Annotated in this window: 38 protein-coding genes; all 38 read right to left on the bottom strand. The window is 39.9% G+C overall.

From position 1 onward, the window contains the following. Nucleotides 1–103: 103 nt before the first annotated feature. On the bottom strand, nt 104–517 hold the full coding sequence (locus GOM46_RS00655; protein ID WP_235083660.1) for an MORN repeat-containing protein: 414 nt from the start codon (nt 515–517) through the stop codon (nt 104–106). Further along, entirely contained in the window at nt 510–947 is a 438-nt protein-coding gene (locus tag GOM46_RS00650) for a low molecular weight protein-tyrosine-phosphatase (RefSeq protein ID WP_235083659.1), read from the bottom strand. Before GOM46_RS00650 ends, GOM46_RS00655 begins: the two co-directional genes overlap by 8 nt. A 48-nt stretch (nt 948–995) precedes the next feature. Further along, entirely contained in the window at nt 996–1,316 is a 321-nt protein-coding gene (gene yajC / locus GOM46_RS00645) for a preprotein translocase subunit YajC (RefSeq protein WP_235083658.1), read from the bottom strand. A gap of 116 nt (nt 1,317–1,432) precedes the next feature. Continuing rightward, nucleotides 1,433–3,409: a transketolase gene (gene tkt / locus GOM46_RS00640; RefSeq protein ID WP_235083657.1), complete on the bottom strand. Its 1,977-nt coding sequence runs from the start codon at nt 3,407–3,409 to the stop codon at nt 1,433–1,435. Nucleotides 3,410–3,527: 118 nt separating this feature from the next. Beyond that, the gene (locus tag GOM46_RS00635) at nt 3,528–4,148 is read right to left on the bottom strand and encodes a ribonuclease P (protein ID WP_235083656.1); all 621 of its coding nucleotides are present in this window, start codon (nt 4,146–4,148) and stop codon (nt 3,528–3,530) included. Nucleotides 4,149–4,202: 54 nt separating this feature from the next. After that, entirely contained in the window at nt 4,203–5,159 is a 957-nt protein-coding gene (gene jag / locus GOM46_RS00630; RefSeq protein WP_235083655.1) for an RNA-binding cell elongation regulator Jag/EloR, read from the bottom strand. A gap of 14 nt (nt 5,160–5,173) precedes the next feature. After that, nucleotides 5,174–5,989 (bottom strand): YidC/Oxa1 family membrane protein insertase, encoded by an 816-nt coding sequence (locus tag GOM46_RS00625; RefSeq protein WP_235083654.1) that lies wholly within the window; start codon nt 5,987–5,989, stop codon nt 5,174–5,176. After that, nucleotides 5,964–6,335, bottom strand: a complete 372-nt coding sequence (rnpA, locus tag GOM46_RS00620) for a ribonuclease P protein component (RefSeq protein ID WP_235083653.1) — start codon at nt 6,333–6,335, stop codon at nt 5,964–5,966. Before rnpA ends, GOM46_RS00625 begins: the two co-directional genes overlap by 26 nt. Nucleotides 6,336–6,640: 305 nt before the next feature. After that, nucleotides 6,641–7,978, bottom strand: a complete 1,338-nt coding sequence (locus tag GOM46_RS00615) for a PFL family protein (RefSeq protein WP_235083652.1) — start codon at nt 7,976–7,978, stop codon at nt 6,641–6,643. A gap of 9 nt (nt 7,979–7,987) precedes the next feature. After that, complete coding sequence (locus GOM46_RS00610) at nt 7,988–8,254, bottom strand: ACT domain-containing protein (RefSeq protein WP_006151049.1); 267 nt, start codon at nt 8,252–8,254, stop codon at nt 7,988–7,990. Between the two features lie 258 nt (nt 8,255–8,512). Continuing rightward, nucleotides 8,513–8,899, bottom strand: coding sequence for a 50S ribosomal protein L17 (gene rplQ, locus GOM46_RS00605; RefSeq protein WP_004251124.1), 387 nt, complete (start codon nt 8,897–8,899; stop codon nt 8,513–8,515). An 11-nt stretch (nt 8,900–8,910) separates the two neighbouring features. Next, complete coding sequence (locus tag GOM46_RS00600; protein WP_004251121.1) at nt 8,911–9,846, bottom strand: DNA-directed RNA polymerase subunit alpha; 936 nt, start codon at nt 9,844–9,846, stop codon at nt 8,911–8,913. A 43-nt stretch (nt 9,847–9,889) separates the two neighbouring features. Next, a complete protein-coding gene (gene rpsK, locus GOM46_RS00595) occupies nt 9,890–10,273 on the bottom strand; it encodes a 30S ribosomal protein S11 (RefSeq protein WP_001118385.1) in 384 nt (127 codons plus the stop codon). 17 nt (nt 10,274–10,290) lie between these two features. Beyond that, entirely contained in the window at nt 10,291–10,656 is a 366-nt protein-coding gene (gene rpsM / locus GOM46_RS00590; RefSeq protein ID WP_006151054.1) for a 30S ribosomal protein S13, read from the bottom strand. 17 nt (nt 10,657–10,673) lie between these two features. Then, entirely contained in the window at nt 10,674–10,790 is a 117-nt protein-coding gene (gene rpmJ, locus GOM46_RS00585; protein ID WP_001808836.1) for a 50S ribosomal protein L36, read from the bottom strand. A 24-nt stretch (nt 10,791–10,814) separates the two neighbouring features. Then, on the bottom strand, nt 10,815–11,033 hold the full coding sequence (gene infA, locus GOM46_RS00580) for a translation initiation factor IF-1 (RefSeq protein ID WP_001029883.1): 219 nt from the start codon (nt 11,031–11,033) through the stop codon (nt 10,815–10,817). A gap of 117 nt (nt 11,034–11,150) precedes the next feature. Next, nucleotides 11,151–11,789 carry an adenylate kinase gene (locus GOM46_RS00575; protein WP_045613186.1) on the bottom strand — a complete coding sequence of 213 codons (639 nt, stop codon included), beginning with the start codon at nt 11,787–11,789 and terminating at the stop codon, nt 11,151–11,153. Nucleotides 11,790–11,944: 155 nt separating this feature from the next. Continuing rightward, nucleotides 11,945–13,255: a preprotein translocase subunit SecY gene (gene secY / locus GOM46_RS00570; protein WP_235083651.1), complete on the bottom strand. Its 1,311-nt coding sequence runs from the start codon at nt 13,253–13,255 to the stop codon at nt 11,945–11,947. A 12-nt stretch (nt 13,256–13,267) separates the two neighbouring features. Continuing rightward, nucleotides 13,268–13,708 carry a 50S ribosomal protein L15 gene (gene rplO, locus GOM46_RS00565; protein WP_006151070.1) on the bottom strand — a complete coding sequence of 147 codons (441 nt, stop codon included), beginning with the start codon at nt 13,706–13,708 and terminating at the stop codon, nt 13,268–13,270. A 141-nt stretch (nt 13,709–13,849) separates the two neighbouring features. Continuing rightward, nucleotides 13,850–14,032: a 50S ribosomal protein L30 gene (gene rpmD, locus GOM46_RS00560; RefSeq protein ID WP_000057241.1), complete on the bottom strand. Its 183-nt coding sequence runs from the start codon at nt 14,030–14,032 to the stop codon at nt 13,850–13,852. Nucleotides 14,033–14,045: 13 nt separating this feature from the next. Beyond that, nucleotides 14,046–14,540 (bottom strand): 30S ribosomal protein S5, encoded by a 495-nt coding sequence (rpsE, locus tag GOM46_RS00555; protein WP_004251100.1) that lies wholly within the window; start codon nt 14,538–14,540, stop codon nt 14,046–14,048. 17 nt (nt 14,541–14,557) lie between these two features. Further along, complete coding sequence (gene rplR, locus GOM46_RS00550) at nt 14,558–14,914, bottom strand: 50S ribosomal protein L18 (protein WP_004251098.1); 357 nt, start codon at nt 14,912–14,914, stop codon at nt 14,558–14,560. A gap of 83 nt (nt 14,915–14,997) precedes the next feature. Continuing rightward, complete coding sequence (rplF, locus tag GOM46_RS00545; RefSeq protein WP_235083650.1) at nt 14,998–15,534, bottom strand: 50S ribosomal protein L6; 537 nt, start codon at nt 15,532–15,534, stop codon at nt 14,998–15,000. Between the two features lie 188 nt (nt 15,535–15,722). After that, complete coding sequence (rpsH, locus tag GOM46_RS00540; protein WP_006144711.1) at nt 15,723–16,121, bottom strand: 30S ribosomal protein S8; 399 nt, start codon at nt 16,119–16,121, stop codon at nt 15,723–15,725. A 212-nt stretch (nt 16,122–16,333) separates the two neighbouring features. Next, nucleotides 16,334–16,519, bottom strand: coding sequence for a type Z 30S ribosomal protein S14 (locus GOM46_RS00535; RefSeq protein ID WP_001085699.1), 186 nt, complete (start codon nt 16,517–16,519; stop codon nt 16,334–16,336). A gap of 17 nt (nt 16,520–16,536) precedes the next feature. Next, nucleotides 16,537–17,079, bottom strand: coding sequence for a 50S ribosomal protein L5 (gene rplE / locus GOM46_RS00530; protein WP_000013542.1), 543 nt, complete (start codon nt 17,077–17,079; stop codon nt 16,537–16,539). Between the two features lie 23 nt (nt 17,080–17,102). Further along, nucleotides 17,103–17,408, bottom strand: coding sequence for a 50S ribosomal protein L24 (gene rplX / locus GOM46_RS00525; protein ID WP_235083649.1), 306 nt, complete (start codon nt 17,406–17,408; stop codon nt 17,103–17,105). A gap of 72 nt (nt 17,409–17,480) precedes the next feature. Continuing rightward, a complete protein-coding gene (gene rplN, locus GOM46_RS00520; protein WP_000616547.1) occupies nt 17,481–17,849 on the bottom strand; it encodes a 50S ribosomal protein L14 in 369 nt (122 codons plus the stop codon). A 25-nt stretch (nt 17,850–17,874) separates the two neighbouring features. After that, nucleotides 17,875–18,135: a 30S ribosomal protein S17 gene (rpsQ, locus tag GOM46_RS00515; protein WP_000440801.1), complete on the bottom strand. Its 261-nt coding sequence runs from the start codon at nt 18,133–18,135 to the stop codon at nt 17,875–17,877. Nucleotides 18,136–18,159: 24 nt separating this feature from the next. Beyond that, on the bottom strand, nt 18,160–18,366 hold the full coding sequence (rpmC, locus tag GOM46_RS00510) for a 50S ribosomal protein L29 (protein WP_000772918.1): 207 nt from the start codon (nt 18,364–18,366) through the stop codon (nt 18,160–18,162). Nucleotides 18,367–18,375: 9 nt separating this feature from the next. Continuing rightward, nucleotides 18,376–18,789: a 50S ribosomal protein L16 gene (rplP, locus tag GOM46_RS00505; protein ID WP_000960948.1), complete on the bottom strand. Its 414-nt coding sequence runs from the start codon at nt 18,787–18,789 to the stop codon at nt 18,376–18,378. Between the two features lie 3 nt (nt 18,790–18,792). After that, entirely contained in the window at nt 18,793–19,446 is a 654-nt protein-coding gene (rpsC, locus tag GOM46_RS00500; RefSeq protein ID WP_000529936.1) for a 30S ribosomal protein S3, read from the bottom strand. Nucleotides 19,447–19,458: 12 nt separating this feature from the next. After that, nucleotides 19,459–19,803: a 50S ribosomal protein L22 gene (gene rplV, locus GOM46_RS00495; protein ID WP_000818137.1), complete on the bottom strand. Its 345-nt coding sequence runs from the start codon at nt 19,801–19,803 to the stop codon at nt 19,459–19,461. An 11-nt stretch (nt 19,804–19,814) separates the two neighbouring features. Next, nucleotides 19,815–20,096, bottom strand: a complete 282-nt coding sequence (rpsS, locus tag GOM46_RS00490) for a 30S ribosomal protein S19 (protein ID WP_000533766.1) — start codon at nt 20,094–20,096, stop codon at nt 19,815–19,817. A 102-nt stretch (nt 20,097–20,198) separates the two neighbouring features. Next, nucleotides 20,199–21,032, bottom strand: a complete 834-nt coding sequence (rplB, locus tag GOM46_RS00485; protein WP_006144707.1) for a 50S ribosomal protein L2 — start codon at nt 21,030–21,032, stop codon at nt 20,199–20,201. Between the two features lie 17 nt (nt 21,033–21,049). Next, entirely contained in the window at nt 21,050–21,346 is a 297-nt protein-coding gene (locus GOM46_RS00480; RefSeq protein WP_001055347.1) for a 50S ribosomal protein L23, read from the bottom strand. Continuing rightward, on the bottom strand, nt 21,346–21,969 hold the full coding sequence (rplD, locus tag GOM46_RS00475) for a 50S ribosomal protein L4 (RefSeq protein ID WP_000024549.1): 624 nt from the start codon (nt 21,967–21,969) through the stop codon (nt 21,346–21,348). The genes GOM46_RS00480 and rplD overlap by 1 nt, the downstream gene beginning before the upstream one ends. Nucleotides 21,970–21,993: 24 nt before the next feature. Next, nucleotides 21,994–22,620 carry a 50S ribosomal protein L3 gene (rplC, locus tag GOM46_RS00470; protein ID WP_235083648.1) on the bottom strand — a complete coding sequence of 209 codons (627 nt, stop codon included), beginning with the start codon at nt 22,618–22,620 and terminating at the stop codon, nt 21,994–21,996. Nucleotides 22,621–22,681: the final 61 nt, after the last annotated feature.

Below are 22,681 nucleotides of genomic sequence, written 5' to 3'. Positions count from 1 at the left end.
ATTGAAATTATTTTATTTCACAAACTTTTTTATGGTATTTTTAATACAAAAATTAAGGAAGCGCTTTCTTTTTACCCTGATAAAAGACCTCCTTATCAGGAGGTTATTGTGCTTGTTGGAAGAGCCCTTGTTTAAAGTCACCTTCATAGACAACTTCTTGCTCTGTAGTCAGTTTTCCTTTTCCTTCAGCTTGGCCGTTAACAAAATCACCTTCATAAACCCAGCCATCCTTTGCTTGGTAGGTACCTTTACCGTTAAATGCTCCATTTTTAAATTCACCAGTATAAGTGTCGCCATTTGAGAAGGTCATTGTGCCTTGACCATTCATCTTTCCACGGACGATGCTCCCATCGTATACAATTGAGTCACCATCTAGCTTTAGGACTCCTTGCTTGGGCATATTCCCTATAAATACAAAAATTGCACAAAGAACTATGATTACTACCGTCGCAATTTCTAAACGAGGACGCGTTATATAGACACTGTATTTATCATAGAGTTTCTTTAAATTATCCATTTTTTGCCTCATTTTCTAAACGTGATAGCCATGCTTGGCAACCAGCTAAAACTCGATCATAAGTTTCATTGAAATCACCTGTATACCATGGATCTGGAACACTTTCAGAAGCGAACGCTTCTATCTTGTGCTGTTGTTTTTGAGGACACATTCGAGTCAAGTCAAGGAGATTCGATTCGTCCATACCAATGATATAATCAAAATATTCAAAATCATCCTTAGAGATTTGTTGTGATGTTTTTGATGAATCATAAGGAATACCGTGAGTTTTAAAGATTTTCTGAGTTCCTTTGTGAATTGGGTTGCCGTGTTCCCAAGAAGAAGTTGCTCGACTTTCAATCTCATAATCATCGGTTAAAGATTTCATCACAAATTCTGCCATCGGGCTTCGACAAATATTACCAAGGCAAACAAAAACAATCTTTTTCATCATCGTTCCTCATCTTCATAGAAAAAGGGGTATAAGATCAACCCCGTTTTATTCTTCAATCGCACTTTCGCCGTCAACAACTGTACCTTCAGGTGTGACAGCTTCTTTCAATGGCAAGACTGATTTGATTGCTCCGAGTTCAAAAGTCAAGTAAACTCCGTCTACATCAAGTACGATCGTTCTGTTTTCGGTATCAACTTCATCTACTGTACCGTATAAACCACCGATAGTAATGACTTCATAACCTTTTTGAAGTTTATTGAGACTCTCCATGCGTTTTTCAGCTTGTTTCTTTTGAGAACGTTGCATGAAGAACATCAAGCCGAACATCAAAACAAGCATAATCAAGAATGTTAAATTCCCACCCATTATTTTTTACTCCTTTGTAATTCAGATAAAACTACTATATCAAATTTCACTTGTTTTTACAAGATTATACCCTGGTTTTGGGACAATAAAAAACCAGAGCAAAGCTCTGATTTTTCTTACTTCAAGTTGTTTACAATTTCAACTAAGTTTTCAACTGTAAATCCATATTCTGCTAAAACTTTTGAAGCTGGAGCAGACGCACCAAAGGTATCAATACCGAGAACCGCTCCATCAAGACCGACGTATTTATACCAGTTTTGGGTTGCTCCCATTTCGACTGCTACACGGCGACGAACTGCATTTGGTAAGATTTCTTCTTTGTATGCTGCATCTTGTGCATCAAATACATCTGTAGATGGCATGCTGACTACGCGAACTTTTCCACCTTGGCTTGACAATTCTTTAGCAGCTGCAACAGCTAGATTCACTTCTGAACCTGTTGCAATCAAGATAGTGTCAAAGTCTGCTGCATTTTCATAGACAACGTAAGCACCTTTTGCAACCTTCTCGAAGTCTGTTCCTCCCTCAACAGTCAAGTTTTGGCGAGTCAAGACAAGGGCAGTTGGTGTTTTCTCACTCTTCACTGCGAGATACCAAGCTGCTTGAGTTTCACGCGCATCTGCTGGACGGAAAACGTTGAGGTTTGGAATCGCACGAAGGCCTGCCAAGTGCTCAATCGGTTCATGAGTTGGCCCATCTTCACCAACTGCGATTGAATCGTGAGTAAAGACATAGGTTACAGGAAGACCTTGTAGGGCTGACAAACGAACTGCCGCTTTAAGGTAATCTGAGAATACGAAGAATGTTCCGCCATAAACACGAAGTCCACCATGAAGAGCCATTCCGTTCAAAACAGTTCCCATTGCAAATTCACGAACACCAAATTGGATATTACGGTTCAAGCGATTTGCATCGTCCTGAAGTCCGTCAGTTTTGATGTAAGTCATATTTGAATGAGCAAGGTCAGCTGATCCACCAAGGAAGGTTGGCAATTTAGCAGCTACTACATTCAAGGCATCCTGGCTTGAGTTACGAGTCGCTTGAGAGAAACCATTTTCTAAAGCTGGGAAGTCTTCTGGAGTCAATTCAACTGGATCGCGTCCTTCGATGATGGCTTCCACTTCTGCAGCCAATTCTGGGTGAGCTTCTTTATAGTCTGCAACTAGTTTTGTCCATGCTTCATACGCTGATGCACCACGGTCCGCAACATTTTGTTTGAAATCAGCATAAACTTCTGCTGGAATTTCAAATGGTTCGTAGTTCCAACCAAGTGCTTGGCGAGTTGCTGCAGTTTCATCCGCTCCAAGAGGAGCGCCGTGTACAGCATTAGTCCCTTGTTTGTTTGGAGAACCATAACCAATAACTGTTTTCACTTCGATTAAAGATGGTTTTCCTGAAGCCTTAGCTTCTTCAATAGCAGCATGAATAGCTTCTAAGTCTGTCCCATCTTCTACCAATGCTGTATGCCAACCGTAGGCATTGTAACGGTCACGAACACTTTCTGTGAAGGAATCTTTTGTCTCACCATCCAAGTTGATATCATTTGAGTCATAAAGAACAACCAACTTGTCAAGTTTTTGCAAACCTGCATAAGATGCAGCTTCACTTGAGACACCTTCCATCAAGTCACCATCTCCACAAATAACATATGTGTAGTGGTCAAAGATGTTATAACCTTCGCGGTTGTACTTAGCTGCAAGGAAACGTTCTGCTTGTGCAAAACCTGTCGCAGTCGCAATCCCTTGTCCTAGAGGACCTGTTGTTGCATCAACTCCTGCTGTATGAGCAAATTCTGGGTGACCTGGTGTTTTAGAACCCCATTGACGGAAGCTCTTCACTTCATCCATGCTCACATCTTCAAATCCAGAGAGATGAAGAAGGGCGTAGAGGAGCATTGACCCGTGACCAGCTGAAAGAATAAAACGGTCGCGGTTAATCCAGTTTGGTTGAGCTGGATTGATACGAAGTTCTTTAGTGAATAGGCTGTATGCCATCGGTGCAGCTCCCATAACCACCCCTGGGTGACCTGAGTTTGCTTTATTGATAGCGTCAATACCTAGAAAACGAATCGCATTAACAGATAGATTTGACATAGAAATTCCTTTCTCTTTGAGGTGATAAGTATACCACTCATCCTATTTTACTATTATATGAAAAAATACCTAGAATAGCAATAAAACAATTTACTATAAAATGACTCAGCCGATTAAACTAATTTCTAGTCGCTTGATAAAAAGGCAATAATTTTTCAAAAGTTTGGTCCAGTTCATCTAAAACTGTATCCAGAGTTTCTTTATCAATTACTAGAACATCCGCTTTTACTAAAACCTTACGAATCTCCTGACTGGATAATTCTTGCTTCAAAAGTTGCCTATTCTTCTCTGTGGCTTGTACTCTATAACTCTCATCGTTTTTCTGAACCCAATAATAGATTCCCTCAACCACTGGCACATCCAAAACTTTAGCCTGTTTTGATAAGGTAGCTTCATCCTTCTTTCTCTCTATAAAGCTAACTTCTAAAGAGATTCCCCAATTATTCTGACTTCCATACAAACGAAGAGCCATCATGGGGTCCGCAACTGATCCTTCTGCCTGTAAATAAGCCCAAAAATGAGGGCGAAGACGTTGAGCTTGATTCATCCATTGACTGGTTGGGTGTAATTTCCAATCGGAATGCCTAGCTTGAAAACATTCAGCTAGGTGAGTAAATGACTTTCGTGCTCCCTGCCCTTTGCTACGCATGGATAACATTTTATCTCTTTCAACTCCTGCTTTGTCAGGGTTCCGGTACTGTTCTCCTTGATAAGCAAGATAATCTTTGATTTCTTTCATTTGATTCCTTCTTTAGTTAGAAAAAAATCAGGAAAACCTGATTTTTCATTTATCTTATTCTGTATCAACTACAACGTAACGGTTTGGTTCATCACCTTCCGAGTAACTCGTTACACCTTCCATTCGTGAGATGATGCGATGAATAATTTTACGCTCGCTACTTGACATTGGATCTGTCATCTGACTACGTCCTTCTTCCAAGACACGTGTAGCCAATTTTTGCGCATAGCTCTGCAACACTTCTGCACGATGTTCCACATAGTCATTCACGTTAATAGTGATGTAGAAAGTTTTTGAATAACGGTTATAAAGGTAATTTTGTGCCAAAAGTTGAAGAGATTTCAAAACTTTACCATGATAACCAATAATACGACCTGGCTCATTTGTATCAATTTGCATATTGATAGAGCGACGGTTAGAGGTACTAGAAATAGTTCCCTCAACATCCATATCATCGATGATTGCTTGAACATAGTCCGTCACTTCTTCAACAACCTTTTCAGTGTCATAAGTTGGTTCGACTTTCAAACCAAGGTTTTCTAAATCACTACTTTGCTCTTCGTCATCATTATCTTGAGTTTCTTCAGGTTCCAATTCTTTTAAAACAGCAATATGCCCTGTTTCCTCTAAAATCGTACTTGCTTCTTTATCGTTTTTAAGAATTTCAGCCTTGACTTCTTCAGAAATTTCTTGACCTTCTTCTTCAATTTTCTTGATAGCTGCAACTACATGCCCTAAATCAACTGTCGCTTCACTGACTGTTTTAACTGGGTCATTTTGATCATTAATTTCTTTTGGAACGCCTTTGATAGCCTGCTGATTTGCTTTTACAACAGTAGTCTCACTAATTGCTTCGATATCAACTTGAGCTGGTTTCTTTCCGAAAAGCCCAAAAAATCCTTTTTTCTCTTTCGAAACAACCTTGATATGAGCTTTCATTCTCGGAATATTTAATTCATTCAATCCTTTTTGGATTGCTTCTTCAACAGTTGAACCTGTAAATAATACCATTATCAGATTTCTCCTTACTTTTTCTTTTTCTGTGCTTTCTTCAGAGCTTTTCTTTTCTTAGCTTCTAAATCCTTCTTAGCCTTCACATCCGCTTCACGCTCTTCAATGATTTTGAAGGGGTTGTTCAAAAGGTAAGTTTGCAATACTTGATAAGCGTTTGAAACCGTCCAATAAAGAGCAACACCGCTTGGTGCAGACATTGCAAAAAAGAAGATGATGACAGGCATTCCATACATCATAGCTGTCATTGCACCATTTTTTTCGGGCAAGGCTTTGTTTGAAAGCCAACTACTGAAGAAAGTGAACAGGGCAGCTAAAATTGGCAATACCAAGGTCGTGTCAACTCCACCTAGATTGAACCACAAAAAATGGCCAGTCTTCAAAAAATCAACGTACGATAAGGCTTGGAAAAGAGCCAATAGAATTGGCATTTGAATCAAAAGTGGCCATAATGATGCAGACTGCTTAATCCCTAATTCTTTAAATAATTTACGTGTTTCCTGATCTAGTTTAGTACGACTTTCCATATCGCGACCAGGATAACGTTCGCGCAATTCCTTTATTAGCGGTTGCGCTTCTTGCATTTTTCTGGATGCTACCATTTGTGTTTGAAAGACCGGTAATAAGATTGTTCGAATCAAGACTGTGAAAATAATGATCCCTAAACCAATACTTACATTAAAGGACAAAAAACGAATGGTTTCAGCAAAAAAATAAACAAGTTTACTCCAAACATCTGACGAATCAGCAGAGACTTCACTAGTTGCACAAGCAGTCATTACCAATAAGGACAAACCTAACAAACTAGTCAATTGTAATTTCTTCTTCACTCCTATTTCCTTCCTGGTATATCTTTGCTAATTTCAAAACATGAAGTAAGTTTTTTTCGATTTCTGCATATTCTAAAGTTTCAACGCCTTTTCGAGCAATAACAACAAAGTCTACATTATCAACTATCTGGTTACTATTTTCAATCAAAACATGACGAATTCTTCTCTTGATTTGATTTCTTGTTACAGCATTTCCTAACTTCTTGCTAACTGATAACCCTACTCGAAAATGTTGTTGCTGATTCTCTAACCGATAAATAACAAATTTTCGATTAGCTACACTTTCTCCCTCTTTAAATATGGCATCGAAATCTTTCTCTTTTTTTACACGAAAGTTTTTTCTCAAAAATCATACTCCATCTAATAAAACTACTACTATTATACCATAAAATTTCAAAAAGCCAATCATAGCAAGGTTTCGGGCTATTTGTGCCATAAAAAATGGCCATTTAAAAAATGAATGACCAGAATTCAGCGAAAATTTACTACTGTTTTCAAAATCAAAAACAAAAGTCACTCTTAGAGTGACTTTTGTCGGAGATTATTATGAAAAAGTTTAGGATTCTATTAAATAAAGTTAGGAGGTCTTTATTTAATGATTGTAGTATATACCGTTTTCCTTAAATTGAACTTAAAGCTTCACTTTTTTCTCTAATTTTTAAAGCTATGGATTGGAGCAGGAATCTGACCCCCACGAGAAATAAAATCAACAGATGATGCTTTGTTTACTTTCATAACTGGAGCAGTTCCTAAAAGACCACCAAACTCGATCTTATCCCCTTCTTTACCTTTAGGAATAATGCGAACTGCAGTTGTTTTCATATTGATAACCCCGATAGCAGCTTCATCAGCAATCATAGCCGCAATGGTTTCAGCAGGAGTATCCTCAGGGATAGCAATCATATCTAAACCAACCGAACAAATAGCTGTCATGGCTTCTAATTTTTCAAGATTAAGAGAACCATTTTGCACAGCAGCAATCATACCCTCGTCCTCAGATACTGGGATAAAGGCACCGGATAAGCCACCAACTTGGTTACAAGCCATAACTCCACCCTTTTTAACCTGATCATTCAACAGAGCTAAGGCTGCAGTAGTTCCGTGAGTGCCAACAGTTTCCAGCCCCATTTCCTCGAGAACTCGAGCTACAGAATCACCTACTGCTGGAGTTGGCGCCAAGCTCAAATCTACAATCCCGAAGTCAACTCCAAGGCGCTCGCTAGCCATTTGTCCAACTAGTTGACCGATACGGGTAATCTTGAAAGCTGTCTTTTTAACAGTTTCAGCAACTACATCAAAACTTTCCCCACGAACCTTTTCCAAGGCACGTTTAACAACACCCGGACCAGAAACACCTACATTGATGATAACATCTGCTTCACCAACACCATGGAAGGCACCCGCCATAAAAGGATTATCTTCGACTGCATTGGCAAAAACTACTAGCTTCGCAGCTCCCATTTCTGAAAGTTCAGCTGTTTCCTTGATAATTCGTCCCATATCAGCTACAGCAGTCATGTTAATTCCTGACTTGGTTGAACCGATATTGACAGAGGAGCAGACCTTATCCGTTTCAGCCAAAGCACGAGGGATAGAATTTATGAGAATTTCATCACCTTTTTGGTAACCTTTTTGTACCAAGGCAGAAAATCCCCCAATAAAATCAACACCTATTTTTTTAGCAGCTCTATCCAAAGCTTTTGCTAACACTACATAATCTGTCGCATCTGTTGCTGCTCCAATCAAAGAAATAGGCGTTACCGATACGCGTTTGTTAACGATTGGAATCCCAAGTTCAGCTGCAATTTCATCCCCGACAGCAACTAAATTTGCGGCCTTGCTAGTTATCTTATCATAAATTTTATCTGCAGCCTTATTAATATCTGGATCTATACAATCTAGAAGTGAAATTCCCATGGTAATTGTTCTGATATCAAAATTCTGCTCTTCAATCATTGAGATTGTTTCAGTGACTTGTCTAATATCCATACACGCCTCCTAGATATTATACATAGCATCAAAAATCGCAGCACTCTGAATATTGATTTTGACATTCAAAGTCTGACCAAAAGCCTCAAACTCATTTCTCAAATGAGTAAAATCTTGTTTTTCTTCACTAGATACCACAGCCATCATTGTGAAGAACTCGTCCAAGACAGTTTGTGAAATATCATCAATATTTAAGCCTAATTCAGCAATCTTAGTCGCAACACCTGCAACAATCCCACCTTTATCTTTTCCAACTACAGTTATGATAGCTTTCATATCGACCCTCCATTTTTAAACTATAGAAAATCTAATTTTGTGATTTTCTTTTTTCTCAGTATAGCACATTTACAACAAAAAAACTAAAAAACGCCTGCTTACGAAATTGTTCTTAAAAGAAAAACAATTTCGTAAACAAGCGTCTACCGACCATCTTATGATGAGTGTTCCCGCTAGGACAAAAGTCCTAGCGGTAGACCAGAGCTAGACTAAGAGCACAGGGCTCCATCATCATAACACTCAACAAAATTGATGATTTTATACTAATTCAATGATCGCCATTGGCGCTGCATCACCACGACGTGGTTCAGTTTTAAGGATACGAGTGTATCCACCGTTACGGTCTGCGTAACGAGGTGCGATTTCTGAGAACAATTTTTGAAGTGCTGTAGTAGAAGTGTACTTATCAGTTGCTTCATCATAGTTTTCAGATGCGATTTCATTACGTACGAAAGCAGCAGCTTGACGACGTGCATGCAAATCACCACGTTTACCTAGAGTAATCATTTTTTCAACAGTTTTACGGATTTCTTTAGCACGAGCTTCAGTTGTCACGATTGATTCGTTGATCAAAAGGTCAGTTGTCAAATCGCGAAGCATTGCTTTACGTTGTGAGCTAGTGCGTCCTAGTTTACGGTAAGCCATGTATTCCTCCTTTATTTATCTTTTAATCCAAGACCCAAATCAATGAGTTTGAGTTTCACTTCTTCCAAACTCTTGCGTCCAAGATTTCTTACTTTCATCATCTCTGCTTCAGATTTTTCTGTCAAATCATGCACAGTATTGATACCAGCACGTTTCAAACAGTTATATGAGCGTACAGATAAGTCAAGTTCCTCAATCGTACGTTCCAAAATACGGTCGTCCGATTCAGTATCAGCTTCTTTCATCACTTCTGCAGATTTAGCAATCTCTGTAAGATTTGTAAACAAATCAAGATGTTCTGTCAAAATGCGTGCTGAAAGCCCTAAAGCATCTTCTGGAATAATAGTTCCATTTGTCAAGATTTCAAGGGTTAATTTGTCGAAACCATCATTGCTTCCTACACGAGCAGGTTCAACTTGATAGTTAACTTTTGTAACTGGTGTATAAATAGAATCTACAGCAAGTGTTCCAACAGGTGCATTATCTTTTTTATTTTCATCTGCAGGTACATAGCCACGACCAGTGTTTACAGTCATAGTCGCTTTAAATGAAGCACCTTCTCCGATTGTGAAAAGATAATGATCTGGATTTACGATTTCGATATCACTATCAGTCAAAATGTCTCCAGCTGTAACTTCAGCAGGTCCTTCAACATCAAGTTCAATAGTCTTTTCGTCTTTTACATATGATTTAACTGCAATCCCTTTAATGTTCAGAATGATTTGCATCACGTCTTCGCGAACACCTGGAATTGTATCAAACTCATGTAATACTCCATCAATGTCGATAGATGTAACAGCTGCCCCTGGAAGAGAAGCAAGAAGTACACGACGAAGAGAGTTACCAAGTGTTGTACCGTATCCACGTTCTAGTGGTTCGATTACAAACTTGCCATAATCTTTATTTTCATCAATTTTTGTTATATTTGGTTTTTCAAACTCGATCATTTAGTTACTCCCTCTTAAACGAAAAGCAGTGTAAAGGTAATGATTATACACGGCGACGTTTTGGAGGACGAGCACCATTGTGTGGCACTGGAGTCACATCACGAATTGCTGTTACTTCAAGACCAGCGGCAGCAAGAGCACGAATAGCTGACTCACGACCAGAACCTGGACCTTTTACAGTAACTTCAACTGATTTAAGACCGTGTTCTTGTGCAGATTTAGCAGCAGCTTCTGAAGCCATTTGAGCAGCAAATGGTGTAGATTTACGAGAACCTTTAAAACCAAGAGCACCAGCTGATGACCAAGCGATTGCATTACCATGCACATCAGTAATCATAACAATAGTGTTATTAAATGTAGCGTGAATATGCGCAATACCAGATTCGATATTCTTTTTCACACGACGTTTACGTGTTGGTTTAGCCAAGACTTTTACCTCCTATATTATTTTTTCTTACCAGCAATCGCAACAGCTTTACCTTTACGAGTGCGAGCGTTGTTTTTAGTGTTTTGTCCACGGACAGGAAGTCCACGACGGTGACGGATACCACGGTATGAACCGATTTCCATCAAACGTTTGATGTTCAAGTTTACTTCGCGACGAAGGTCACCTTCAACTTTAATTGCATCAACTTCACGACGGATAGCATCTTCTTGATCTGATGTAAGGTCGCGAACGCGAATATCTTCTGAAATTCCAGCAGCTGCTAAGATTTTCTTAGATGTTGCAAGTCCGATACCATAGACATAAGTCAATGAGATAACTACACGTTTGTCATTTGGAATGTCAACTCCAGCAATACGAGCCATGTTTTCTCCTTTCTATCTTATCCTTGACGTTGTTTGTGTTTTGGATTTGCTGGGCAAATTACCATAACACGGCCATTACGACGAATTACTTTACAGTATTCGCAAATTGGTTTGACCGATGGTCTTACTTTCATTTCTTATCCCTCCAAGTTTTTCGATTATTTAAAGCGGTAAGTGATACGTCCACGTGTCAAGTCATATGGACTCATTTCAACAGTAACACGATCTCCCGCTAAAATACGAATATAGTTTTTACGAATTTTACCAGAAACTGTTGCTAAAATCTGATGTCCATTTTCAAGTTCAACCGTAAACATTGCATTCGGCATTGTATCGACTACTTTGCCTTCAACTTCAATCACATCGTCTTTTGCCACGCAAAAGTACCTCCCTAAATTTCGATTTGATGCCTCTAGACACAGAGACAACAATTATAAGTCAGACTAACTCAGTATAACATTTGTCAAGACATTTTGCAAGTCTGAAAAACGCTTTTATTTCAAATTTGTCAATACCTTTTCGATATCTTTAAAGACATCATCGATATCTTGGTTACCTTCGATATCATGTACAAGACCTTTAGCGCGATAGTGAGCAATGATTGGTTCGCCTTGAGCAATATTAACATCCAAACGACGTTTTACTGTCTCAGGTTTATCATCTTCACGTTGGTAGTAATCTTCCTCTTTGTAATCAACTGGTGGATTGAATACTTTATGGAAAGTTTCTCCAGTTTGACGATGAATGATACGTCCGCTCAAACGCTCTAAAAGACTATCTGGATTTACTTCGATGTTGATGACACCTTCTAGCTCAATACCAAGTTCAGCCAATGTTTTATCTAAAGCATGTGCTTGTTCAATAGTACGTGGATACCCATCCAACAAGAAGCCAGTTTCTTTAATATCATCTTGAGAAAGACGTTCTTTAACGATTCCGTTTGTAACTTCATCTGGAACCAACTCGCCTTTGTCAATATATGACTTCGCTAACACACCCATTTCAGTTTGGTTAGCCATTGCTGCACGGAACATGTCACCTGTTGAGATGTGAGCAACGTGAAATTGTTCAACAATTTTTGCTGCTTGTGTTCCCTTACCTGCACCAGGTAAACCCATAATCAAAAGATTCATGATTCAAACTCCTTTTTTATTTTTAAATAGAAGCAAAAATTCATTTCAACTCCTATTTAAAAACAAAATAGAAGAGAGGAGATAAAAATCTGACTAGGTCTTTGATTTTTACACTCCACTCTCTGAGCAATAGTGAATTTTATTTTCTATTACAATTATTCTGTTGTATCTAAGAAACCAACATATTTACGTTTCAATAGATAACCTTCCAATTGTTTAATTCCTTCAATACCTGTAGAGATAATGATGAGCAAACTTGTTCCCCCAAAAGCAACAACTTCTGAAAGGCCAAATAAATCTTTAGCTACTATAGGTAAGATAGAAATAACACCTAGGAAGAGGGATCCGACAGTAGCGAGACGACGAAGAAGTTTTGACATGTACTCTTCTGTCCCTTTACCTGGACGGACACCATGGATATAAGCTCCACTCTTTTGTAAATTCTCTGCAGCTTTCTCTGGATTAATCTGTACAAATGTATAGAAGAATGTAAAGAGAATAATCAACAGAGCATACAAAGCAACACCTGAAGGAGTTGATGTAGATACCAACTCTTGAGCTGTTTTTACCCACTCCCAGTTAAGACCAGATGCACTTACGAATTGTAAGATTGCTGCCGGCGCTGCTGTAATTGAGCTGGCAAAGATAACAGGGATAACCCCAGCAGGGTTAATCTTCAAAGGAAGATAGGAACTTGATGGTGCACCTTGAGCTACCTTTGTATACTGAATTGGTATCTTGTACTTAGCTTGTTCAACGTAAGTTGTAAAGTAAACAATTACCAATACAGCAATGATTAAGATGGCAACAAAAATGAGAGACGATGTCAAACGACTGCTTGGTACATTGACAAAGTAATCTACATAGATGCCCTTAATCATATCAGGAATTGAAGCAACAATCCCTGCAAAGATAATCATTGAAACACCATTCCCATATCCTTTATCTGTGATTTGCTCTCCCAACCAGGTTACAATCATGCTTCCTGCTGTTAAAATTCCACCAATTATAAGGAATACTTGTGGTGTAAGTGGTACAGTCAATAGTTTAGCTCCAGACAGAGCGTTAAAACCAGCAGTAATCCCGACTGATTGAACAAATGCAAGCACAAGGGCAATGTATCGAGTCGCTTGATTTAACTTTCTACGACCTACTTCCCCTTGTTTGCCCCACTCTACAAATTTTGGCAATAAATCCATTTGCAAGAGTTGGACGACGATTGAGGCTGTGATGTAGGGACTAACACCAAGTGCAAAAACTGAGAAGTTTTTCATGGCATTCCCTGACACCAAGCTCAACATATTCAAGAAGGATAGTCCACTCAAAGCGTTCAAGCTATTTGCATTTACCCATGGTACAGTAATGCTTGTACCGATACGGAATACAAATACGATAAAAATTGTAAATAGAATTTTTGATCGAACTTGTTTAACTTTGAATGCTTCTCTCAATAATTTAAAAAACATAGGTCACCTCACTTAGATGACTTCAACAGAACCACCTTTAGCAGTGATAGCTTCTTCAGCTGATTTAGAGAATTTAGCTGCTTTAACAGTCAATTTCTTAGTCAACTCACCGTTACCAAGAACTTTGATACCTGATTTTTCAGATTTAACAATTCCTGATTCTACAAGTACCACTGGAGTTACTTCAGCACCGTCATCAAAGGCGTTCAATTGATCAAGGTTTACAATAGCATATTCTTTAGCGTTGATGTTAGTAAATCCACGTTTTGGAAGACGACGGAACAATGGAGTTTGTCCACCTTCAAAACCAAGACGTACACCGCCTCCGCTACGAGCTTTTTGACCTTTTTGACCACGGCCTGATGTTTTACCGTTACCTGATGAAGTACCACGTCCAACACGGTTACGTGACTTACGAGAACCTTCTGCAGGTTTCAATTCATGAAGTTTCATTTTTTTCTCCTCTTTTGTAAAATGCTAGCGCCGATAAAGGAGAAAAGGTTGTCTCCTTTATCAACTCGCCTATACTGTGTCATCTAAGATGACTATATCTAGTTTTAGGGGATGGTCATATGCACATCCCCTAAATAATCATTAGTTTACTTCTTCAACTGTTACCAAGTGAGATACTGCAGTGATCATACCACGGATTGCAGCGTTATCTTCTTTAATAACAGAGCTGTTCAATTTGCCAAGTCCAAGTGCTACAACAGTTTTACGTTGTGATGGAATGCGTCCGATTGGAGACTTAGTCAAAGTAATTTTAATTTGAGCCATTTTATCCCCTTTCTTATGCCAAATCAGAAACTGAAATACCACGAAGGGCAGCAACTTCTTCAGCGCGTTTCAATTGTTTCAAACCTTCAACAGTTGCGCGAACAATGTTGATTGGAGTGTTAGAACCAAGTGATTTAGATGTAATATCTGCCACACCTGCCAATTCCACAACGGCACGAACTGCACCACCTGCGGCAACTCCAGAACCTTCTACAGCAGGTTTCAACAATACTTTAGCTCCACCGAATTCTGAAAGAACTTCATGTGGAATTGTTGTTCCGACCATAGGAACTTCGATCAAGTTTTTCTTAGCATCTTCTACTGCTTTGCGGATTGCTTCTGGAACTTCTTGAGCTTTACCAGTACCAAATCCTACACGACCATTGCGGTCACCAACTACTACAAGAGCTGCGAAACGAAGACGACGTCCACCTTTAACAACTTTTGTAACACGGTTAACAGCAACTACGCGTTCTTCAAGTTCTACTGCATTGTCTTTAAATGCCATTTTCTAGTGTCCTCCTATTAGAATTTCAATCCGTTTTCACGAGCTGCATCAGCCAAAGCTTTCACACGTCCGTGATATAGATATCCACCGCGGTCGAACACCACTTCTGAAATACCTTTAGCACTTGCACGTTCTGCAACGAGTTTACCGACAGCAACGGCTTGTTCAGTTTTAGTTCCTTTTGAAACTTCTTTGTCAAGAGTTGAAGCACTTGCGAGCGTTACACCCGCTACGTCATCAATCACTTGAGCGTAGATGCCTGTATTAGAACGGAATACGTTCAAACGTGGGCGATCAGCAGTTCCAGAGAGTTTTCCGCGTACGCGACGGTGGCGTTTTTGGCGGAGTTTGTTTTTATCTGGTTTAGAAATCACAGTTTTCACCTCTTTAATTTTAAATCGTGTGCTATGCACAAAGTTGGTAATGTGGTTGGTGGTTGATAATCAACCACTCAACATTATTTACCAGTTTTACCTTCTTTAAGACGAACATATTCGCCAACGTAACGGATACCTTTACCTTTATAAGGTTCTGGTGAACGAAGGCTACGTACGTAAGCAGCTGTTTGACCAACTACTTCTTTTGAAATTCCGCTAACAACGATTGTTGTTGGGTTTGGAAGTTCAAAACTAATTCCTTCTGGAGCTTCAACTTCGTCTGGGTGAGATTTACCTACAGCCAAAACAAGTTTTGATCCTTGAAGTTGTGCACGGTAACCAACCCCACGCATTTCAAGTTCTTTCTTGAATCCTTCTGAAACACCAATAACCATGTTGTTCAAAAGCGCACGAGTAGTTCCGTGGATAGTTTTCATTTCTTTTGAATCGTTTGGACGGTGAAGAGTTACTTCAGTACCTTCCACACGGATTTCAATATCTTTCGAGAACTCACGAGTAAGTTCTCCTTTAGGGCCTTTTACAGTTACAACGTTGTCATTGTTAGTGATTTCAACACCAGCAGGCAACACGATAACTTTATTACCAATACGTGACATGTTTTTATTCTCCTGTTAAATTGTCAGGCCTTTGAAGGCCAGTTTTCACGGGGTTTAAATCTTTTTGATTTAAAAGTTAATGTTTAGGTCTCAATTTCAAAGTGAATCGAGGCATTGTCTCGCAGACATAACTTTGAGTTAGGCAAGAGACAATAACGAAGAGTCACAACGAAATTGGGAGCTAAATATTACCAAACGTAAGCGATAACTTCTCCACCAACGTTCTTTTGGCGTGCTTCTTTATCAGTGAGTAAACCTTCAGAAGTTGAAAGGATAGCAATTCCAAGACCGTTAAGTACTTTTGGAAGATCTTCACGTTTTTTGTAAACACGAAGTCCTGGTTTAGAAACGCGTTTTAAGTTAGTGATAACTCGTTCACCGTTAGTTCCGTATTTCAAGAATACACGGATGATGCCTTGTTTGTCATCTTCGATGATTTCTACGTTCTTAACAAAACCTTCGCGTTTAAGGATTTCAGCAATCCCTTTTTTGATGTTTGATGCAGGTACTTCAAGTACTTCGTGTTTTGCTTGGTTAGCGTTACGAATACGAGTTAGGAAGTCTGCGATTGGGTCAGTCATAACCATTTTATTTTTCTCCTCTTACTAGTAGTTTGCAAGTTGCACTTGCTAGTTAATGATTGAGCTGTGCTCAGATAGTATTGACACATTCAAACAAGATAATCTCATTTGAACACGAGCTACAACCTGGGCAAAAAAGATAGATTTGTCTTGGAGCATTGCTCCTGCACTAAATCTCCTATTTTTGCTGGGGTTGTTACGCTCTTTGTATCATGTTATTACCAAGATGCTTTTGTTACACCAGGGATTTGACCTTTATATGCCAATTCACGGAAGCAAACACGGCAAAGTTTAAACTTGCGGTAAACTGAGTGTGGACGTCCACAACGTTCACAGCGAGTGTATGCTTGAGTAGAGAACTTCGCTGGGCGTTTGTTCTTAGCAATCATAGATTTTTTAGCCATTAGTTATACCTCCTATATTATTTTGCAAAAGGCATTCCAAGGCCTGTAAGCAATGCACGTGACTCTTCGTCAGTGTTAGCAGTAGTTACGATAACGATGTCAAGACCGCGAGTTTTGTCAACGTCATCAAAGTTGATTTCTGGGAAGATCAATTGTTCTTTCACACCAAGTGTGTAGTTTCCGCGTCCATCAAATGATTTTGTTGGAACGCCATGGAAGTCACGTACACGTGGAAGTGAAACTGAAACCAATTTATCCAAGAATTCGTACATACGTTCACCACGAAGGGTAACTTTTGCACCGATCGCTACACCTTCACGAAGACGGAAGCCGGCGATTGATTTTTTAGCTTTAGTGATAAGTGGTTTTTGACCTGAGATAAGCGCCAATTCTTCAGCGGCTTTTTCAAGGCTTTTAGCGTTTGATACAGCTTCACCAACACCCATGTTCAAAACGATCTTATCTACTTTAGGCACAGCCATCACTGATGAGTAGTTGAATTGTTCTGTCAAAGCAGGAACTACTTCATTAAGATATTTTTCTTTTAAACGATTTGCCATTATACTTCTCCTTTCCTTCGTGATTAATCAAGCACTTCGCCTGATTTCTTGTTGTAGCGAACTTTTTTACCGTCTACAAATTTGTAACCAACACGACCAGCTACACCATTTTTGTCCAAAACTTGAACGTTTGATACGTGAATAGCTGCTTCCTTCTCGATGATACCACCTTGAGGAAGTTCGTTAGTTGGACGTTGGTGTTTCTTAATGATGTTAACACCTTCAACGATAACTTTGTTTACTTTTGGAAGGGCAGTAAGGACAACAGCTTCTGTTCCCTTATCTTTACCAGCGATTACGCGAACTTTGTCGCCTTTTTTTACAAACATTTTTTTCTCCTTTTATTCTTACGCCCAATGGGCACCCTGGCTAGGCCAGGGGACTGTGTTTGTTTTTATTGATTAAAGTACTTCTGGAGCAAGTGACACGATCTTCATGAAGCCACCTTCACGCAATTCACGTGCAACTGGGCCAAAGATACGTGTTCCGCGAGGAGTTTTATCGTCACGGATGATAACTGCTGCGTTTTCGTCAAATTTGATGTATGAACCATCAGCACGACGAGCACCTGATTTAGTACGAACGATAACTGCTTTAACAACGTCACCTTTTTTAACCGCACCACCAGGAGTAGCTTGTTTTACAGATGCCACAATAACATCACCGATGTTCGCAAATTTACGTTTAGAACCACCAAGAACTTTGATAGTCAAGATTTCGCGTGCACCGCTGTTGTCAGCGACTTTCAAACGAGTTTCTGTTTGAATCATTTCAGTTTTCTCCTTTCAGGCTTGATTAGATGATAACCGCTTCTTCAACAACTTCTACAAGACGGAAACGTTTTGTAGCTGAAAGCGGGCGAGTTTCCATGATACGTACGATATCGCCTTCTTTGGCAACATTGTTTTCATCATGTGCTTTGTATTTTTTAGAGTAGTTAATACGTTTACCATAGACTGGGTGGTTACGTTTTGTTTCAACTACAACTGTGATTGTCTTGTCCATTTTGTCAGATACAACACGTCCAACAAGAACTTTACGATTATTGCGTTCCATTGAAATTTCTCCTTCCCTAGTCTATTATTTCGCTTCAGATTGAACTGTTTTGATACGAGCGATTTGTTTTTTAACTTCTTTCAAGCGAGCTGTTTGTTCTAATTGACCAGTAGCAGCTTGGAAACGAAGTTCAAACAATTCTTTTTTCAATTCGTTTTCGCGCTTCGCGAGTTCTTCTTGAGAAAGACCACGAAGTTCTTTAACAAATTCTTTTACTTCATTAAGTTTCATGCCTTCTCCTTATTCTGCTTCACGTTTTACGAATTTACATTTAACTGGCAATTTGTGGCTTGCAAGACGAAGCGCTTCGCGAGCGATCTCTTCAGATACACCAGCAACTTCGAACATTACTTTACCACGTTTAACCGGTGCTACCCAACCTTCAGGTGCTCCTTTACCAGATCCCATACGAACCCCGATAGCTTTAGCTGTGTATGATTTGTGTGGGAAGATTTTAATCCAAACTTTACCACCACGTTTCATGTAACGAGTCATGGCGATACGAGCAGCTTCGATTTGGCGGTTAGTGATCCAGTGGCTAGTTGTAGCTTGAAGACCGTATTCACCGAATGCTACTTCTTTTCCACCTTTAGCTTCACCGCGCATTTTACCACGGAATTCACGACGGTGTTTAACACGTTTAGGTACTAACATTGGTTATTTACCTCCTTTAGTGTTTTTACGAGCTGGAAGAACTTCACCACGGTAGATCCATACTTTAACACCAAGTTTACCGTATGTAGTATCTGCTTCTTCCCAAGCGTAATCGATATCTGCGCGAAGTGTGTGAAGTGGAACTGTTCCTTCAGAGTATCCTTCAGCACGGGCGATATCTGCACCGTTCAAACGACCTGATACTTGAGTTTTGATTCCTTTAGCTCCAGCACGCATTGCACGTTGGATTGCTTGTTTTTGTGCACGACGGAAAGCAACACGTTGCTCCAATTGACGAGCAATTCCTTCACCAACAAGGTGAGCATCCAAATCAGGTTGTTTGATTTCGATGATGTTGATGTGTACTTGTTTTCCAGTCAATTTGTTAAGTTTTGCACGGAGTGCATCAACGTTAGCACCACCTTTACCGATAACCATGCCTGGTTTAGCAGTGTGAAGCGAAACGTTAACTTTGTTTACGGCGCGTTCAATTTCAATAGTTGAAACTGCTGCGTCAGCAAGTTCTTTTTGAACGAATTTACGGATTGCAAGATCTTCATGAAGGTAATCCGCGTATTCTTTTTCAGCATACCATTTGGCATCCCAATCACGGATGATGCCGACACGCATACCAATTGGATGTACTTTTTGACCCACGATTTTACCTCCTTATTTTTCTGCAACAGCTACAGTGATGTGAGCTGTACGTTTGTTGATTGGTGAAGCTGAACCTTTCGCACGTGGTCGGAAACGTTTCATAGTTGGTCCTTCGTTTGCGAATGCTTCAGATACTACCAAGTTAGCTTTATCCAAACCAAAGTTGTTTTCAGCGTTAGCTACAGCTGAGTTCAACACTTTCAAGATGATTTCAGCAGCTTTGTTTGGAGTGAATGTCAAAATTGCGATTGCATCGGCTACGCTTTTACCACGGATGTTGTCAAGAACAAGACGTGATTTACGAGGTGAAACACGTACTGTGCGAGCCATTGCTTTAGCTGAAGTAATTTCTGCCATTTATGTTCTCCTTATTTTCTACGTGTCTTCTTGTCGTCTGCGGCGTGACCTTTGTAAGTACGAGTTGGTGCAAATTCACCAAGCTTGTGACCTACCATGTCTTCTTGGATGTAAACAGGTACGTGTTTACGTCCATCATAAACTGCGATAGTGTAACCAATGAAACTTGGGAAGATCGTTGAACGACGTGACCAAGTTTTGATAACTTTTTTCTTTTCGTCGTTAGCTTGAGCTTCAACTTTTTTCATCAAATGCTCATCGACGAAAGGTCCTTTTTTAAGACTGCGTCCCATTTTAATATTTTCTCCTTTAAATATAGTACCACAGCGGCTTGCGCTCACGAGGAGCGCTACCGAGCTGGCGGATTATCTAGCACTTAAGCGACTAGTTTAAAATTATTTCTCGTTGCGACGACGAACGATAAGTTTGTCAGATTTCGCTTTTTTGTTACGAGTTTTAAGACCAAGAGCAGGTTTGCCCCATGGAGTAGATGGCGCTTTACGACCAACTGGTGCTTTACCTTCACCACCACCGTGTGGGTGATCGTTAGGGTTCATTACAGAACCACGAACTGTTGGGCGGATACCTTTCCAACGGCTACGTCCTGCTTTACCAAGGTTTACAAGTCCATGTTGTTCGTTTCCGACAACACCAACTGTTGCACGACAAGTTCCAAGAATCATACGAACTTCACCTGATTGAAGACGAACAAGAACGTATTTACCTTCTTGACCCAAAACTTGAGCAGAAGCTCCAGCAGCACGTACCAATTCTCCGCCACGACCTGGTTTCAATTCGATGTTGTGGATTAAAGTACCAACTGGGATGTTAGCAAGCGGAAGAGCGTTTCCGACTTTGATATCTGCTTCAGGACCTGAAACGATACGTTGACCAACTTCAAGACCTTTTGGAGCGATGATGTAAGCTTTCACACCGTCAGTGTAGTGTACAAGAGCAATGTTTGCAGAACGGTTTGGATCGTACTCGATAGTTTTAACAACTGCTTCAACGTTGTCTTTGTTACGTTTGAAGTCAACCAAACGGTAGAAACGTTTGTGTCCACCACCTTGGTGACGAACAGTGATACGACCGTTGTTGTTACGACCAGCCTTATTCTTCAAAGCAACAAGCAAAGTTTTTTCTGGTGTGCTTGTTGTGATTTCAGCGAAATCCAAAGAAGTCATATTACGGCGACCGTTTGTTGTTGGTTTATAAACACGAATTCCCACGATATTTCCTCCTTAGATTATTCAGCTTCAGCAGCAAACAACTCGATTGCTTTTGAATCAGCTGTAAGAGTGATGATAGCTTTTTTAGTTTTGTTAGTAAAACCAGTGTAACGTCCAACACGTTTAGCTTTAGGTTTTACGTTGATTGTGTTAACATTTGCAACTTTAACACCTTCAAAAGCAGCTTCAACAGCTTGCTTGATCAAAAGTTTGTGTGCACGAGTGTCAACTTCAAATACATATTTTCCTGCTTCAAGTTGAGCCATTGAGCTTTCAGTGATAACAGGTTTTTTGATAACATCATACAAATTCATTATGCAAGAACCTCCTCGATTTTAGAGATAGCTGCTTGAGTAACAAGAAGTTTGTCACTATTTGCGATGTCAAGAACACTTGCAGTTGTAGCAGTCGCAACTTTCACGTTTGGAAGGTTACGAGCTGAGAGAGCTGCGAATTCGTTTCCTTCTTCAAGAATAACAAGGACTTTAGAATCGATGCTCAAAGCTGCAAGAACTTTTGCAAATTCAGCAGTTTTTGGAGCTGTAAATTCAAGAGAATCAACGGCTACAAATTTGTTTTCAGCAACTTTTTCTGAGTAAACAGATTTAAGCGCAAGGCGACGAACTTTTTGAGGAAGTTTGTACGCATAGCTACGTGGAGTTGGTCCGAAGACGATTCCACCACCACGCCATTGTGGAGAGCGGATAGAACCTTGACGAGCACGTCCAGTTCCTTTTTGACGCCATGGTTTGCGTCCGCCACCTGAAACAGCTGAGCGGTTTTTAACTGCGTGAGTTCCTTGACGAAGGCTAGCGCGTTGGCTGATGATCACATCAAACACAACAGATTGGTTTGGTTCGATACCAAAGATTGCATCGTTAAGAACAACTTCGCCCGCTTGTTTACCAGTTTGGTCGAATAATGTTACATTTGCCATTTTGACTGTATTCCCCTTTCCTTATTATTTACCAGCTTTAACTGCTGACTTGATAGTGATAAGAGATTTCTTAGCACCTGGTACGTTACCTTTGATAAGGATAACGTTCTTTTCTGGAACAACTTGTACAACTTCAAGATTTTGAATTGTTACACGGTCGCCACCCATACGTCCTGCAAGGTTTTTACCTTTGAATACGCGGTTAGGTGCAACAGGTCCCATAGAACCTGGACGACGGTGGTAACGAGAACCGTGAGCCATAGGTCCACGTGATTGTCCGTGGCGTTTGATAACACCTTGGAAACCTTTACCTTTAGATGTACCAGTTACATCAACAATGTCTCCAACTGCGAAAGTTTCAACTGTGATTTCAGCACCAACTTCCAAGCCTTCAACGTTTTTGAATTCACGAATGAAGCGCTTAGGAGCCGTGTTAGCTTTTGCTACATGTCCTTTAGCAGGTTTGTTACTCAATACTTCGCGTTTGTCATCGAAACCAACTTGGATAGCGTTGTAACCATCTGTTTCAACAGTTTTAACTTGAAGAACAACGTTTGGAGTTGCTTCGATAACTGTTACAGGGATCAATTCGCCAGCTTCAGTGAAGATTTGAGTCATTCCCACTTTTTTCCCTAAGATTCCTTTTGTCATGAGAAAATAGTTCCTTTTCTATATTTTTTATTCAAAAAGTTTTTAACGAGCGTTTTTTATG

It is taken from the genome of Streptococcus infantis (genome assembly GCF_021497965.1).
Taxonomy (GTDB): domain Bacteria; phylum Bacillota; class Bacilli; order Lactobacillales; family Streptococcaceae; genus Streptococcus; species Streptococcus infantis_B.
This window is presented reverse-complemented; position numbering and strand designations above follow the sequence as displayed.

What these genes read in the sequence shown, in the direction of transcription:
- GOM46_RS00615 (WP_235083652.1), bottom strand. Translation starts at nt 7,978, where the DNA reads ATGGATATTAGACAAGTCACTGAAACAATCTCAATGATTGAAGAGCAG.
- GOM46_RS00575 (WP_045613186.1), bottom strand. Translation starts at nt 11,789, where the DNA reads ATGAATCTTTTGATTATGGGTTTACCTGGTGCAGGTAAGGGAACACAA.
- rplC (WP_235083648.1), bottom strand. Translation starts at nt 22,620, where the DNA reads ATGACAAAAGGAATCTTAGGGAAAAAAGTGGGAATGACTCAAATCTTC.
- rpsH (WP_006144711.1), bottom strand. Translation starts at nt 16,121, where the DNA reads ATGGTTATGACTGACCCAATCGCAGACTTCCTAACTCGTATTCGTAAC.
- jag (WP_235083655.1), bottom strand. Translation starts at nt 5,159, where the DNA reads ATGGTATTATTTACAGGTTCAACTGTTGAAGAAGCAATCCAAAAAGGA.
- rpsM (WP_006151054.1), bottom strand. Translation starts at nt 10,656, where the DNA reads ATGGCTCGTATTGCTGGAGTTGACATTCCAAATGACAAACGTGTAGTT.
- GOM46_RS00655 (WP_235083660.1), bottom strand. Translation starts at nt 517, where the DNA reads ATGGATAATTTAAAGAAACTCTATGATAAATACAGTGTCTATATAACG.
- rplQ (WP_004251124.1), bottom strand. Translation starts at nt 8,899, where the DNA reads ATGGCTTACCGTAAACTAGGACGCACTAGCTCACAACGTAAAGCAATG.
- rpsQ (WP_000440801.1), bottom strand. Translation starts at nt 18,135, where the DNA reads ATGGAACGCAATAATCGTAAAGTTCTTGTTGGACGTGTTGTATCTGAC.
- tkt (WP_235083657.1), bottom strand. Translation starts at nt 3,409, where the DNA reads ATGTCAAATCTATCTGTTAATGCGATTCGTTTTCTAGGTATTGACGCT.
- rpsE (WP_004251100.1), bottom strand. Translation starts at nt 14,540, where the DNA reads ATGGCATTTAAAGACAATGCAGTAGAACTTGAAGAACGCGTAGTTGCT.
- rpmD (WP_000057241.1), bottom strand. Translation starts at nt 14,032, where the DNA reads ATGGCTCAAATTAAAATTACTTTGACTAAGTCTCCAATCGGACGCATT.
- GOM46_RS00610 (WP_006151049.1), bottom strand. Translation starts at nt 8,254, where the DNA reads ATGAAAGCTATCATAACTGTAGTTGGAAAAGATAAAGGTGGGATTGTT.
- rpmC (WP_000772918.1), bottom strand. Translation starts at nt 18,366, where the DNA reads ATGAAACTTAATGAAGTAAAAGAATTTGTTAAAGAACTTCGTGGTCTT.
- rplE (WP_000013542.1), bottom strand. Translation starts at nt 17,079, where the DNA reads ATGGCAAATCGTTTAAAAGAAAAATATCTTAATGAAGTAGTTCCTGCT.
- GOM46_RS00650 (WP_235083659.1), bottom strand. Translation starts at nt 947, where the DNA reads ATGAAAAAGATTGTTTTTGTTTGCCTTGGTAATATTTGTCGAAGCCCG.
- GOM46_RS00480 (WP_001055347.1), bottom strand. Translation starts at nt 21,346, where the DNA reads ATGAATTTGTATGATGTTATCAAAAAACCTGTTATCACTGAAAGCTCA.
- rpmJ (WP_001808836.1), bottom strand. Translation starts at nt 10,790, where the DNA reads ATGAAAGTAAGACCATCGGTCAAACCAATTTGCGAATACTGTAAAGTA.
- yajC (WP_235083658.1), bottom strand. Translation starts at nt 1,316, where the DNA reads ATGGGTGGGAATTTAACATTCTTGATTATGCTTGTTTTGATGTTCGGC.
- rplP (WP_000960948.1), bottom strand. Translation starts at nt 18,789, where the DNA reads ATGTTAGTACCTAAACGTGTTAAACACCGTCGTGAATTCCGTGGTAAA.
- rplF (WP_235083650.1), bottom strand. Translation starts at nt 15,534, where the DNA reads ATGTCACGTATTGGTAATAAAGTTATCGTGTTGCCTGCTGGTGTTGAA.
- rplO (WP_006151070.1), bottom strand. Translation starts at nt 13,708, where the DNA reads ATGAAACTTCATGAATTGAAACCTGCAGAAGGTTCTCGTAAGTCACGT.
- rpsS (WP_000533766.1), bottom strand. Translation starts at nt 20,096, where the DNA reads ATGGGACGCAGTCTTAAAAAAGGACCTTTCGTCGATGAGCATTTGATG.
- rplV (WP_000818137.1), bottom strand. Translation starts at nt 19,803, where the DNA reads ATGGCAGAAATTACTTCAGCTAAAGCAATGGCTCGCACAGTACGTGTT.
- rplD (WP_000024549.1), bottom strand. Translation starts at nt 21,969, where the DNA reads ATGGCAAATGTAACATTATTCGACCAAACTGGTAAACAAGCGGGCGAA.
- GOM46_RS00600 (WP_004251121.1), bottom strand. Translation starts at nt 9,846, where the DNA reads ATGATCGAGTTTGAAAAACCAAATATAACAAAAATTGATGAAAATAAA.
- GOM46_RS00535 (WP_001085699.1), bottom strand. Translation starts at nt 16,519, where the DNA reads ATGGCTAAAAAATCTATGATTGCTAAGAACAAACGCCCAGCGAAGTTC.
- rplX (WP_235083649.1), bottom strand. Translation starts at nt 17,408, where the DNA reads ATGTTTGTAAAAAAAGGCGACAAAGTTCGCGTAATCGCTGGTAAAGAT.
- GOM46_RS00635 (WP_235083656.1), bottom strand. Translation starts at nt 4,148, where the DNA reads ATGAAAGAAATCAAAGATTATCTTGCTTATCAAGGAGAACAGTACCGG.
- rplN (WP_000616547.1), bottom strand. Translation starts at nt 17,849, where the DNA reads ATGATTCAAACAGAAACTCGTTTGAAAGTCGCTGACAACAGCGGTGCA.
- secY (WP_235083651.1), bottom strand. Translation starts at nt 13,255, where the DNA reads ATGTTTTTTAAATTATTGAGAGAAGCATTCAAAGTTAAACAAGTTCGA.